The sequence below is a fragment of the Pseudomonas sp. HS6-2 genome (genome assembly GCF_049325675.2).
In the GTDB taxonomy this organism is placed as follows: domain Bacteria; phylum Pseudomonadota; class Gammaproteobacteria; order Pseudomonadales; family Pseudomonadaceae; genus Aquipseudomonas; species Aquipseudomonas putida_N.
Map to the genome: position 1 here is coordinate 1,747,471 of NZ_CM143906.1, position 13,503 is coordinate 1,760,973.

Consider the following 13,503-nt stretch of genomic DNA (forward strand, 5'->3'; position numbering starts at 1 on the left):
ACAGGGGGCGGTCGAATTGAAGGCCCCTGCAGCAGTTTGATGAGAGTGCCGCAGGGGATAGGTTTTTTACGCAGGCAACCAGGCCTTCTTCCACGCTTCTAAAATGTGCCCCTTCAATAGCCATTCGCTCCGAACGATAGCTTGCAGGTATTGGCCCAGCTGTGCGGATGCAACTTTGTCGTTCAAGTGCATTCGTATGGCATTGATCCATGCCTCGCTGTTATTGACGGCAGGGGTTGTGGGAAGGTTGTCGCTCAATGTATCCAGCTTGCTGCGGATCACTGGGTAGCCGCAGGCACCATATTCCAATACTTGCAGATTACTTCTGCAAAGGTTGGCCGGATTGTCCGCCCGCGGCGCAAGTGCCAAATCCAGGTTTAATTGCGCAAGCTTCTGGGGGCGCTGCTGCAAGTTCGGTTCATCGTGAATCTCATGTACATAGCGGCGCAACTCGGCAGGGCACGCGCCCATGATGACCCACTCCACTTCCTGCGCAAGCGCCTTGATCACATCCGACACGATGCGTAGATCGGTCGCTGAGCGTGCGTCGCCTGCCCATCCGATACGAGGGCGTTGGCCTGCATCACGGGTGCTTGCCAATGCACCCCATAAGTCGCCAGGCAAACGACTGGGCACAATGATGAGCTCGGTATCGGTGCTCCCTATCGCGTCAGCGAAACTTTCGGTGGCTACCAGTATTCGGTCGGCGAAGGGTAGTGCGCGGTGGACGTAGCGAATGAAGGTTTGCAAGTCACTTTCGGCGTGAGTAAGGCCGAGCGCAGGATGGTCTCCAAGGTCCAGGATTTTATATGAATATGAAAGATGATTGATTTGCTGCAGTGCGTCCAGCGACGCATTGGCGGGACCGTATTGGACGATAATGCTGTCCGGGCGAAGCCTTTCCAGCTCGCAAGGTTGCAGGAACACTTGGGATGTAACACCTTCGATGAGGCCGCTTGACGTCATGGCCAGCATTGGCTCGGTCACGCGCAAATGACGATTTTCAGTGTTGTCCAGGGGGTATGCGAGAACGGTTGGAAGAGGCTTCCATGATGATAGCGGGCGCCAGGACAGCGCGTTGTCGGCCAGGCCGAAGCCCCCGGCACTTGCGAGTGATAGGTTTGGATTGTAGGCAGGGTCGCGGGCGAGAGTAGGTAGCCATTTCTGGTACATGGCAATGTCATCATCAGCGTCAGGCGGCGCTTTCCGATTCGCCGTCGAAAGCAGTAATGCATTGGAGGCCCACACATTAAGATAGCCGGCATCCCTAATCCTCAAGCACAGATCGACATCAAAGTAGCGAGTTAATTGTCCCGGGTCGATGCCATTGATCTGGTCGAGTGTTTCGCGGGCGATCATCAGGCAGTCTTTGCTGAGCGCACTATAGTTTTGATCCACCTGCAAGCGTTGCAAGTATCCCGGCGAGTCCATGAACTCACCTGCGAATGCAGGTCCGGCCACACCATTTAGACCAAGAATCAGGCCAGCCTGCACCACAGCGCCTTCAGGCGATACCAACTTGGGGCCTACGGCACCGACTTCCGGGCGTTGGGCATGATTCAACAGTTCGTCAAGCCAGTCTTCCTTTATGACCACTGTTTCAGGGGAAAGCAGCAACAGGTAGCTACCGTTGGCGTGACCTGCGGCGTAATCGAGCGCGGCGGGCGCCGTCATCGTGGACGGTGGATTGATGACCAGGAGCCTGGCTTCTGCGAGGTCTTCAAGTGCGCGCAGCCATGCGCTGATATCCCTTGCCTCCGGGTTATCGCGGATCAGCAGAAGCTCGAAGTGACTGTATCGGGTCTTTTCCAGGACGCTGTCTATACAGCGTTGCAAATGGCCGAGGTCGTCACCCGCAAGCACCAGGATCGACACTAGCGGTTGCGAGGTATGGCCATAGCTTATGCGGTACTGGCCATTGTGCTCGAACCTGGCGTTAGCGTGTTCATACCCGCGTGAGGACAAGTGCTGAAGAATGGCGTGTTTTTCACCGGCCAGCTCTCGAATGGGTGGCGAGTCCGTTTTCAGAAGTACTTCGGGGATATGGCCTAGTCCCTGGAGTCCTGCGGCAGTAATCAACCGTAATACCAGCTCGAACTCAGGGTTTTCACTGCACTGGGAATCGAAGCCACCCGTTTCTATCAGCGCGCCTCGCCTGAAGAGCCAGTGGCGGCCCATTACCGACGGGAGGCTCAGCAGGTAGTCCAGGTTGAAGTCGGGTCTGAGGCCGGGGCCCTGGCTGCCATCCGCCTGGCGATAGATGAGGTCGAAGTACAGTGCGCGGCAGTCCGGGGCATTCAACAATTCCAGGCCGCTGAGCAGTAGTCCGCTAGCGATGATCTCATCGCCAGCGTGGATCAGGCCCAGCCAGTCGAAATCCGCCTCGGCGATTGATTGGTTGAGTGTCTCAAGCCAGTTTTCGCGGGTTACCTGCACGGCGATGTCGTGATAGCGCTCGGCTACGGCACTCGATGTCGACATGACCAGAGCGATTACGTGAGGATATTGGGCCTTGGCGAGTTGCAGCGACTCCAGTGTCACTGCCAGCTTGATCAGGTCGCCCTCCAGGTCGATCACGGCAATCGCGAAGCTAGGTGCTGGCGGGTGGGCAGCCAGGTGAGCACTGGCCAGTTCACGCTGTGCAGGCGTAAATGTGCGGCGTTCCAGCCAGCCTGCCAGGTGCTGGCCAGGGGTGAAGGTTGTATCGAGATGGCGGAGCATGGCCGCTCTGCCTCGGTGGACGGTGTCATTGTCCTGGACCGGGTGGCGGTCATAAAGCTGTCGATAGAGCGCGGGGTAGAAGTTTTTCACTGACTCGGATCGGCGCGTGGCATCAATCTTGGCGCTTCGCATCCGAACTTCGACCGTTTCCCGAGGGATATGGCGAAAGTTGGCGTGCCGAGTGAGGTGCATCAGGAAGTCCCAGTCTTCCAGGCCCTTGAGGTTTTCGTCAAACCCGTCGAACAGTGCCAGCAGTCGACGAGGAAATGCGAAGGTATTTACCGGTATGTAGTTGTTGGTAAGCAGCCGGTCTCTGGAATACTCACCATGCGTGTAGCGCTGCTCCCGATGCCGCTCGACTCGTTTGCCGTCGACAAGCTCTTCGATGATGAAGATGGCATCGCTGTAAATGATCTCGTCGGGATGTTGTTCAATGGCCTGCGCAAGCGTTTCGAGATGGTTTGGTAGGAACAGGTCGTCATCATCCAGATAAACAATGTATTGACCTTGGGCCAGGCGATGGGCTGTGTTTCGAGCCGCTGCAGGCCCGCGATTATGCGCCTGGCGTATATACATGATGGGGAATGGCAGCTCGACCAGCGACGATTCGACCGGGCAGCCCTTGTCATTCACCAGAAGCGCTTCGAAGTCAGCAAATGTCTGCCGGGAAAGGCTGTTGAGCGCGTCGGCTAGCAGGTTGGGCCTGTTGAAGGTGGTGATAATCACTGAAAACAGTGGTGTCGAGTCACATCGGCTCGCTGCCGAGTCGTCGCAGGATGTGGATAGCTGCATCAGGTCGCTCATGTGAATGCCCAAGGCCAGTCGATGATTAAGTTAGCAGTACGCATGGTGACGCTTCCAAGGTGGGCGTCTGCTAGCGCAGTCGCTGAGACGGTGGTTCGAGAATTCCCGGGGGTGAGATTGAAAGCCACCCTGTATTGACGCGAAACTCGGCTGAAGCAAGAAGAATGCCACTGGTTTCTGGCTTCAAGCGGCATTGGCGCGATACTTAATAGCTGATTTTGCCATTGAGCGTGCAGTCGTGACTTGGCAGTCGAAACGTGCATCTCTAATCTATTGAGATTAAGAGGGTGCTGGGATGGCGCGGCTAGCGACCGGTTGTCGAAGCCACAGCAACCCTGAAATTCCGCCATATTCACTGGGAAGCCACAATGATTGGCATCAAAAGCATTGCGAGTTACGTGCCTGCTGAGGGCCTGGACAACTACGCTCAGGGTGCGAAATTCGGCAAGGAGCAGGATTTCATCTTCGGCAAGATCGGTTCGACCTTCTTGCCGCGCAAGGATGTAACCCAGGAAACCTCCGATTTGTGCGTCGAGGCCGCCAAAAATCTGTTCGCTGCCAATGCCACGCTGGACCCGGCATCCATTGATGCTGTGATCGTTGTCACTCAGAATGGTGATGCCGAAGGCTTGCCTCACACTGCTGCGATCGTACAGCACAAGTTGGGCTTGACCACTGCTGTCGCAGCCTTCGACATCTCTCTGGGTTGCTCGGGCTACGTATACGGCTTGTACGCCATGAAAGGCTTCATGGAGGCCGCCGGTCTGAAGAACGGCCTGCTGATCACCGCCGACCCCTACTCGAAGATCGTCGACCCCGAAGATCGCAACACCACCATGCTGTTTGGTGATGCGGCCACTGCTACCTGGATGGGTGAGGGGGCTACCTGGCAGCTTGGCAAGTCTCTGTTCGGCAGCGACGGTGCGGGCGCCGAGCATTTGCGTACTACCGATGGCAAGTTCTTCATGAACGGCCGCCAGGTCTACAACTTCGCCCTGGTCAAGGTGCCGGCGCACCTGCAGCAGTTGCTCGATGCCAGTGAGTTGAAGTCTGACGATATCGACCTGTATTGCCTGCATCAGGGCAGCGCAGCCATCGTCGATGCCGTATCGGCGCGTTTCGCTGAGGGCGAGCACAGGCATAAGTTCGTCAAGGACATGATCGAGACCGGCAACACGGTGTCGTCGAGCATTCCACTGTTGCTGGAAAAGCACGTGATGGGCTCGCAGCACCAGCGAGTGGCGCTCAGTGGCTTTGGTGTGGGGCTGTCCTGGGGCTCGGCAATCATTGAACGCCGTGACTGAACGCTCATCGCAGTGATTGACGCCGCCGCTTTCAGGCGGCGTTTTCTTTTCTGCGCTGCACGTTGGAGGCGCCTGTTATCTGGCGTCAACTCCTTGATTTCATTGGGCTGGCAGGATGCCAGTAATTTTTTTTTGAAAATCCCCTAAAGAAACCCGCCCTGACGAAGATAACTATTACGAAGGTTCTCTGTGCCACACCCGGCGAATTGCCAAGGCCGGAAGCCGTAGTACCCAATCCAACGAGGAATTCGTCATGGCTTTGACCGTCAACACCAACACCACCTCTCTGGGCGTTCAGAAAAACCTGAACCGTGCTTCCGATGCACTGAGCACCTCGATGACCCGTCTGTCCTCCGGCCTGAAAATCAACAGCGCCAAAGACGACGCCGCCGGCCTGCAGATCGCTACCCGCATGACCTCGCAGATCCGTGGTCAGACCATGGCAATCAAAAACGCCAACGACGGTATCTCCATCGCCCAGACCGCTGAAGGCGCGATGCAAGAGCAGACCAACATTCTGCAGCGTATGCGTGAACTGGCTGTTCAGGCTAACAACTCGTCCAACAGCACCGACGACCGTGCCGCTCTGAACAAAGAGTTCGCTTCGATGTCGGACGAGCTGACCCGTATCGCCAACAGCACCCAGCTGAACGGCAAGAACCTGCTGAACAGTGGCGTCACCATGAGCTTCCAGGTGGGTTCCAACACCGGCTCCGAGAACCAGATCAGCATCACCCTGGCTGACCTGACTGCTGCTACCCTGTCCGTAGACAGTGGTTCGATCGCCATTTCCGGTGCCGACAGCGACATCGCTGCTGCCTTCAGCGCCGCAGTCAACGCCATCGACTCCGCTCTGCAGACCATCAACAGCACCCGTGCTGACCTGGGTGCCGCTCAGAACCGTCTGACCAGCACCATCAACAACCTGCAGAACATCAACGAAAACGCCGAAGCCGCTCGTGGCCGTGTGCAGGACACCGACTTCGCCGCTGAAACTGCTCAAATGACCAAGCAGCAGACTCTGCAGCAAGCTTCGACCGCTGTTCTGGCCCAGGCCAACCAGCTGCCATCCGCTGTACTGAAGCTGCTTCAGTAATCGGTGATGGTGATTGGCGGGGGAGTGCACATTGAGGCGCTTCCCCGCCTTTTCATTGCGAGGTGGTGGACATGGACATGAGCGTCAAGCTGAACCTGTCTTACCCGGCCACACAAAAGGCCGAGCAGGTTGCCGAAAAACCGGTTGCACGGTCGACGGAAGCGAGTAAAACCGATGATGCACATAAAGACACGCAAACGGTGCACGATGCCGCCAAGGTCAAAAGTGCTGTCTCGGAGATCGAAAAGTTCCTGAAGGCGTCTCAGCGCAATCTGGAATTTTCCACGGATGAAGAATCCGGCAAGATAGTTGTCAGAGTCATCGCCAGCGACAGCGGTGAGCTGATTCGTCAGTTGCCCTCGGAAGAGGCCTTGCGGATCGCCCACAGTCTGAGCGATGTCAACAGTGTTCTGTTCGACGCCAAGGTATGATTGGCGGCGAACATCAATGAAGTGGTGTATGTCGGTCCGCAGGATTGGGGCTGACGCGCTGATGAGAGGGACAACAGCATGGCAAGCTCGATTATTCCCAGTACCGGTCTGGGTTCCGGTCTCAATATCACCGAGATCGTGACTGCTCTGGTCAAATCCGATACCGCGGCCAAACAGGCGCAGATCACTCGGCAGACCAGCAACAATACCGCGTACATTTCAGGAGTTGGCGCGCTGCGTAGTGCGCTTACGGCTTTCACCACGGCCATGTCCAAGCTGAATGACAGTACCGCGCCGTCATTCAACGCTTTTGCCGCGACTTCCGCGAGCGACTCCATCGTCAAGGCTACCGCCAGCAACACAGCTGTTGCTGGTACTTACAATATCGAAGTGAAAAACCTTGCCACCGGCTCCAAGGTGGCGAGCCAGGCCTTTACCGGCGGGGCAGCGACTGCCATCCCTGAAGGTGACCTGATAATCAGTCAGGGTGATAAGGATTACACCGTCAAGGTGGGGGCGGGCGCTACGCTGCAGAGCGTGCGCGACCAGATCAACAAGGAACTGGGTGCCAACGGGCTCTCCGCCAACATTATCACCGGCGCCGACGGCGCGCGATTGGTGCTTGGCTCCACGACCACCGGCGCTGAAACTGACATTTCGGTGAGCGGTATTACCGAGCTGGCGATCGACGGAACGAAGTCCATGGCGGATAACGGTGCGGGCTTCATCACTGCTGTCGCCAAGGACGCCGTTGTCATGATTGATGGGCTCGAGGTGAAAAGCGCCACGAACACCATCAGCGATGCCATCAGTGGTATCAAGCTTGATCTGACCGGGGCCAGCGCGACCGGCGTGACGACCAAGGTGACGGTCGCTGCGAATAACGATGGTCTCAAGACTTCGATTCAAAGCTTTGTCGATGCGTACAACACGCTGCAGAAGGCCATCACTTCGCTGACCAGCACCAGTACCGATGATGATGGCAATACGGTGCTGGGTTCTCTGACCAACGACCCGACCACGCGCTCGTTGTTGCGCGATGTTCGCAGTGTGTTGTCGGAGGTAGGTGCGGGTGACCAATTGACCACGCTGAGTCAGCTGGGTATCAATACCCAGAAAGATGGCACGCTCGAGTTCAACAGCAGCAAGTTCACCGCTGCGATGAACGACAAGAAACTGGGCGGCGAAGTGCAAAACCTGTTCACTGGCACTAATGGCCTGTTCGAGCGCATGAACAAGGCCATCGACCCGTATAACGCCGTTGACGGCAGTTTGGCAACGCGCAAGGCGAGCCTGGACAAGGTTGCCAAGAACCTCAGCGACCAGCAGGCCGCTCTTGATCGCCGTACCGACTCGCTGACCGAGTCGTTGACCAAGAAGTACGTGGCGCTGGATACGGCTTTGGGCAAGATGAAGGCCCAAGCCGATCAGATCACCTCGATTTTCGAGGCGATCAACGCACAAGCTAAGAAGTCCTGATTTTCCGAGTTCTGCCAAAAGCCCGGCGGCGTCCCCAGGATGCCCCGGGCTTTTGGCTTTTTCCCTAAAGTTTTTTGACGTCCCGGCGATACACAGGGTACAAGCAACCTTTTTCGCAGCAACGAGGTAGATCCATGAACCCGATGTTGGCCCTTCGGCAATACCAGAAAGTCAACGGCGTGGCCCAGACATCCGAAGCCAGCCCTCACCGCCTGGTGCAAATGCTCATGCAAGGCGGGCTTGACCGTATGGCCCAGGCCAAGGGTGCAATCGCGCGCAATGATATTGCCCAGAAGGGCATCCTGATCGGCAAGGCCATCGATATCATCGGTGGTCTGCGCGAAGGTCTGGATCTGGAAAACCAGGCGGAAACCCTCGCAGAACTGGACAGCCTGTACACCTACATGAGCCGCCGCCTGATCGAGGCCAATGCCAAGAGCGACCCCGCCATCATCGACGAAGTCGCGCGTCTGCTCATTACCGTCAAGGAAGGTTGGGACGCAATCGGCGACCAGTCGTCGGCTTCCTGAGCAAGGAGGATGACATGAACGATGTGATCACCCGTATCGAACAGACCCGTCAGTTGCTGCTGACGGCGCTGGAAAAGCGCGATTGGGATGCCGTGGGCGAGCTGGACCTGGAATGCCGCCTGCGCATCAGCGATGTGCTGGGTGAGGCCCAGGGCCAGGAAGCGGATGTTCGCGACAGCCTGGAACAGCTGCTCGACGTTTACCGGCAATTAATCGACGTTGCAAGTGGCGAGCGTCAATCAATAGTCGACGAGATGACGCAAATCCGTCAGGCGAAAAACGCCGCCAAGGTATACCATCTGTTCAGTTGACCACAGATGAACAGAAAGCCGTGCGCCATTAATTTGACTGCACGGGTTTTTTTGACTTTACTAGTGGCTGTTTTCGAATTTCAGACGTCCGAACACTGACCATTCAGTCGGAGATGTCGAGCATGCCCTGATAAGGGCGCCGATATGACTAGGGAAGTTGCTATTGCATGTGGCGTGAAACCAAGATTCTCCTGATCGATGACGACAGCGCCCGCCGCCGCGATCTGGCGGTGGTCCTGAACTTTCTCGGCGAAGATAACCTCCCATGCTCCAGCCAGGATTGGCAGCAGGTCGTAGGGAGCCTGTCTTCGAGTCGTGAAGTGCTCTGCGTGCTCATCGGTACCGTCAATGCCCCGGGCAGTGTCCTCGGGCAGCTTAAGACAGTGGCTGGTTGGGATGAGTTCCTTCCGGTTCTGCTGATTGGTGAAATTTCTTCTGCCGACTACCCGGAAGAGTTGCGCCGTCGGGTTCTGTCCAACCTCGAGATGCCGCCGAGCTACAGCCAGCTGCTCGATTCGCTGCACCGTGCCCAGGTCTACCGCGAGATGTACGACCAGGCCCGTGAGCGCGGTCGTCAGCGCGAGCCTAACCTGTTCCGCAGCCTGGTCGGCACCAGCCGTGCCATCCAGCATGTGCGGCAGATGATGCAGCAGGTGGCCGATACCGATGCCAGCGTGCTGATCCTCGGTGAGTCAGGCACTGGCAAGGAAGTGGTGGCGCGCAACCTGCACTACCACTCCAAGCGCCGCGAAGCGCCGTTCGTGCCGGTCAACTGCGGAGCGATCCCGGCCGAGTTGCTGGAAAGCGAACTGTTCGGCCATGAGAAGGGCGCCTTTACCGGTGCGATCACCAGCCGTGCCGGGCGATTCGAGCTGGCCAACGGCGGTACTCTGTTCCTTGACGAAATTGGCGACATGCCGCTGCCGATGCAGGTCAAGCTGTTGCGTGTGCTGCAGGAGCGCACCTTTGAGCGCGTGGGCAGCAACAAGACCCAGAGCATCGATGTGCGCATCATTGCGGCGACCCACAAGAACCTCGAAACCATGATCGAGGACGGGACCTTCCGCGAAGACCTTTACTACCGCCTCAATGTGTTCCCGATCGAGATGGCGCCACTGCGCGAGCGCGTGGAAGACATCCCGTTGCTGATGAACGAGCTGATCTCGCGCATGGAGCACGAGAAGCGCGGTTCGATCCGCTTCAACTCGGCCGCGATCATGTCGCTGTGCCGCCACGGCTGGCCGGGCAACGTCCGCGAGCTGGCCAACCTGGTCGAGCGCATGGCGATCATGCATCCGTACGGGGTGATCGGGGTGTCGGAGCTGCCGAAGAAGTTCCGCTATATCGACGATGAAGACGAGCAGCTGGTCGACAGCCTGCGCAGTGATCTCGAAGAGCGCGTGGCGATCAACGGGCACACACCGAACTTCAGCAACCATGCGATGTTGCCACCGGAGGGGCTGGACCTGAAGGATTACCTTGGCAGCCTCGAGCAGGGTCTGATCCAGCAGGCGCTGGACGATGCCAACGGGATCGTTGCACGCGCGGCTGAACGTTTGCGCATTCGCCGTACCACCCTGGTCGAGAAGATGCGCAAGTACGGCATGAGCCGCCAGGGCGGCGAGGACCAGGCGGAAGACTGATTCCGCTTGTGCCGGCCTCTTCGCGAGCTTGCCCGCGAAGAGGTTGGGCCTGTAAGCGCTAATCCCCATCCCCGGCACGGCTATTGCTACACCGCTGGCAACATACCGTTTTTATGACGGTCAGCCACGCGAGAGAGCACGATGCCCCAGGCCGCCCACTTTTCCCGAGTCCCCGATCTGCAGGGGCGTACCCCGGTCGAACAGGAGAGTCGACAGGGGCTGGAGCAGGCGTTTGCCCTGTTCAATCAGGTTTCCAGCCAGCTCAACCAGTCCTACAGCATGCTCGAAGCCCGCGTCAGCGAGCTCAAGGGTGAGCTGGCGGTGGTCGGCGCGCAGCGCATGGCCGAGCTGAACGAAAAAGAACGCCTGGCCAACCGCCTGCAGAACCTGCTCGACCTGCTGCCAGGCGGGGTGATCGTGATCGATGACCAAGGCTTGGTGCGTGAAGCCAATCCCGCGGCCTGCGAAATGCTCGGCGAGCCTGTGGTCGGCCAGTTGTGGCGCCAGGTGATTGCGCGCAGCTTCGCCCCGCGCAAGGACGATGGCCATGAGGTCTCGCTGCGCGATGGCCGCCGCCTGTCGATCGCCACCCGCTCGCTGGACGCCGAGCCTGGCCAGCTGGTGTTGCTCAACGACCTGACTGAAACCCGCCGCCTGCAGGACCAGTTGGCCCGGCATGAGCGCCTGTCTTCACTGGGGCGTATGGTCGCCTCGCTGGCGCACCAGATTCGGACGCCGTTGTCGGCGGCGATGCTCTATGCCAGCCACCTGGCCGATAGCGAGCGTGAGCTCGCGCCAGAAACCCGCCAGCGCTTTGCTGGCAGCCTCAAGGAGCGCCTGCACGAGCTGGAGCACCAGGTGCGCGACATGCTGGTGTTTGCCCGTGGCGAGCTGCCGCTGGGTGATCGGTTGACCCCCAAGGCTTTGTTCCAGGCCCTGCAGCAAGCGGCTCAGCCCCATGTGCAAGGGCATGCCGTGCGCTGGCAGTGCGACAGCCACCTGGGCGAGTTGCTGTGCAATCGCGACACCTTGGTCGGCGCCTTGCTCAACCTGATCGAGAACGCCCTGCAGGCCAGTGACAGCCCGGCCCGGCTCAAGGTGCACCTGTTCCGCCGCGAGCGCACCTTGCACCTGAATATCAGCGATGCCGGCAGTGGCATCGATGCCGAGCTGCTGGGGCGCCTGGGCGAACCGTTCCTGACCACCAAGGCCACCGGCACCGGGCTTGGGCTGGCGGTGGTCAAGGCCGTGGTGCGTGCGCACCAGGGCAAGTTGCAGCTGCGCTCGAAGGTCGGGCGTGGCACCTGTGTAAAGGTTGAGCTGCCGTTGATCGACGGGCAGGCAACGGAGGTCGTGTGATGGCAATCAAGGTGCTGCTGGTCGAGGATGACCGCGTATTGCGCCAGGCGCTGAGCGATACCCTGGAGATCGGTGGCTTCGCCTTTGATGCGGTCGGTAGCGCCGAAGAGGCGCTGCAGGCAGTGGAGGGCGAGTCTTACAGCCTGGTGGTCAGTGACGTGAACATGCCGGGCATGGATGGGCATCAGTTGCTGGCGCAGCTGCGCCGTCATCAACCCCAGTTGCCGGTGTTGCTGATGACCGCCCACGCGGCCGTCGAGCGTGCCGTGGAGGCCATGCGCCAAGGGGCGGCGGATTATCTGGTCAAGCCATTCGAGCCCAAGGCTTTGCTGAGCTTGGTCGAGCGCCATGCTGCCGGGCGCCTGACGGCGACCGACAATGAGGGGCCGGTGGCCTGCGAGCCCGCCAGTCGACAGTTGCTGGAGCTGGCTGCGCGGGTGGCGCGCAGCGACTCGACCGTGCTCATTTCCGGTGAGTCGGGTACTGGCAAGGAAGTGCTGGCGCGCTATATCCACCAGCAGTCGCCGCGGGCGGCGCAGCCGTTCGTGGCGATCAACTGCGCGGCGATCCCGGACAACATGCTCGAGGCCACGCTGTTCGGCCACGAGAAGGGGGCCTTCACTGGCGCCATTGCCGCCCAGGCCGGCAAGTTCGAGCAGGCCGAGGGTGGCACCTTGCTGCTCGACGAGATTTCCGAGATGCCCCTTGGGCTGCAGGCCAAGCTGCTGCGCGTGTTGCAGGAGCGCGAGGTGGAACGGGTTGGCGGGCGCAAGCCGATCGCCCTGGACATCCGGGTGCTGGCCACCAGCAACCGCGACATGGCAGGTGAAGTGGCGGCAGGGCGCTTTCGCGAAGACCTGTACTACCGCCTTTCGGTGTTCCCGCTGGCCTGGCAACCGCTGCGCGAGCGCAGTGGCGATATCCTGCCGCTGGCCGAACGCCTGCTGGCGCGCCACGTGGCGAAGATGAAGCACGCGCCGGTGCGGTTGTCTGCCGAGGCGCGCGCCTGCCTGCAGGCGCATGCCTGGCCGGGCAACGTACGCGAGCTGGACAACGCCTTGCAGCGGGCGTTGATCTTGCAGCAGGGCGGGGTGATCGAGGCGGCGGATTTTTGTCTGGCAGGCGCCATTCCATTGTCGGCTGGGGTGGTTGCCACTATATCGCCATCATCTGCTGAGGTGGTGGTTGATTCGGGTGGCCTGGGCGACGATATGCGTCGTCATGAATTCCAGATGATCATCGACACCCTGCGTGCCGAGCGTGGGCGGCGCAAGGAAGCTGCCGAAAAGCTGGGCATCAGCCCGCGTACATTGCGCTACAAACTGGCGCAGATGCGTGATGCCGGGCTCGACGTGGAAGCCAGTCTGTTCGGTTGAAGACAGTCATTTATATGTTTGCGGTTCGGGCTGGCACATGAGTTGCTAGTTCAGGGCTATCCGCCGCATGAGTGTCAAAAAAATGCGGCCGCCGGAGAGAGAAGGTCATGAGCCAAGGTGTTGAATTCAATCGTCTGATGTTGGACATGCGGGCCATGCAGGCCGATGCCATGTCGCTGCCCAAAGCCACCGTTGCCCCCGAGCTGGCGCCTGGCCAAAGCACCTTTGCCGACATGCTCGGCCAGGCCATCGGCAAGGTCAGCGAGACCCAGCAGGCGTCAACCCAGCTCGCCAATGCCTTCGAGATCGGCAAGAGCGGTGTCGACCTGACTGACGTGATGATCGCCTCGCAGAAAGCCAGCGTGTCCATGCAGGCGTTGACTCAGGTGCGCAACAAGCTGGTCCAGGCGTACCAGGACATCATGCAGATGCCGGTTTGAGGACGGAAG

General features: G+C 59.3%; 11 protein-coding genes. 10 read left to right on the forward strand and 1 reads right to left on the reverse strand.

Going from position 1 to position 13,503, the window contains the following annotated elements; all coding sequences use genetic code 11:
- Window positions 1-66: 66 nt before the first annotated feature.
- Window positions 67-3,525 (reverse strand): glycosyltransferase, encoded by a 3,459-nt coding sequence (locus ACOKS3_RS08205; RefSeq protein WP_422763233.1) that lies wholly within the window; start codon window positions 3,523-3,525, stop codon window positions 67-69.
- A 368-nt stretch (window positions 3,526-3,893) separates the two neighbouring features.
- Here ACOKS3_RS08205 and ACOKS3_RS08210 point away from each other — a divergent pair, with 368 nt between their 5' ends.
- The 10 genes from ACOKS3_RS08210 to fliE all read left to right on the forward strand — a co-directional run bounded on the left by ACOKS3_RS08210 (window position 3,894) and on the right by fliE (window position 13,494).
- The gene (locus tag ACOKS3_RS08210; protein ID WP_103446475.1) at window positions 3,894-4,829 is read left to right on the forward strand and encodes a ketoacyl-ACP synthase III; all 936 of its coding nucleotides are present in this window, start codon (window positions 3,894-3,896) and stop codon (window positions 4,827-4,829) included.
- Between the two features lie 253 nt (window positions 4,830-5,082).
- Window positions 5,083-5,925: a flagellin domain-containing protein gene (locus ACOKS3_RS08215; RefSeq protein WP_103446476.1), complete on the forward strand. Its 843-nt coding sequence runs from the start codon at window positions 5,083-5,085 to the stop codon at window positions 5,923-5,925.
- 71 nt (window positions 5,926-5,996) lie between these two features.
- A complete protein-coding gene (locus ACOKS3_RS08220) occupies window positions 5,997-6,356 on the forward strand; it encodes a flagellar protein FlaG (RefSeq protein WP_103446477.1) in 360 nt (119 codons plus the stop codon).
- A 78-nt stretch (window positions 6,357-6,434) separates the two neighbouring features.
- Window positions 6,435-7,835 carry a flagellar filament capping protein FliD gene (fliD, locus tag ACOKS3_RS08225; RefSeq protein ID WP_103446478.1) on the forward strand — a complete coding sequence of 467 codons (1,401 nt, stop codon included), beginning with the start codon at window positions 6,435-6,437 and terminating at the stop codon, window positions 7,833-7,835.
- A 134-nt stretch (window positions 7,836-7,969) separates the two neighbouring features.
- Window positions 7,970-8,365 (forward strand): flagellar export chaperone FliS, encoded by a 396-nt coding sequence (fliS, locus tag ACOKS3_RS08230; protein WP_103446479.1) that lies wholly within the window; start codon window positions 7,970-7,972, stop codon window positions 8,363-8,365.
- 14 nt (window positions 8,366-8,379) lie between these two features.
- Entirely contained in the window at window positions 8,380-8,676 is a 297-nt protein-coding gene (locus tag ACOKS3_RS08235; protein WP_103446480.1) for a flagellar protein FliT, read from the forward strand.
- 167 nt (window positions 8,677-8,843) lie between these two features.
- Entirely contained in the window at window positions 8,844-10,319 is a 1,476-nt protein-coding gene (fleQ, locus tag ACOKS3_RS08240) for a transcriptional regulator FleQ (protein ID WP_103446481.1), read from the forward strand.
- 141 nt (window positions 10,320-10,460) lie between these two features.
- Complete coding sequence (locus ACOKS3_RS08245; protein WP_103446482.1) at window positions 10,461-11,678, forward strand: sensor histidine kinase; 1,218 nt, start codon at window positions 10,461-10,463, stop codon at window positions 11,676-11,678.
- Complete coding sequence (locus ACOKS3_RS08250) at window positions 11,678-13,054, forward strand: sigma-54-dependent transcriptional regulator (protein ID WP_422763234.1); 1,377 nt, start codon at window positions 11,678-11,680, stop codon at window positions 13,052-13,054. The genes ACOKS3_RS08245 and ACOKS3_RS08250 overlap by 1 nt, the downstream gene beginning before the upstream one ends.
- Window positions 13,055-13,161: 107 nt before the next feature.
- A complete protein-coding gene (gene fliE / locus ACOKS3_RS08255) occupies window positions 13,162-13,494 on the forward strand; it encodes a flagellar hook-basal body complex protein FliE (RefSeq protein ID WP_103446484.1) in 333 nt (110 codons plus the stop codon).
- Window positions 13,495-13,503 lie beyond the last annotated feature (9 nt).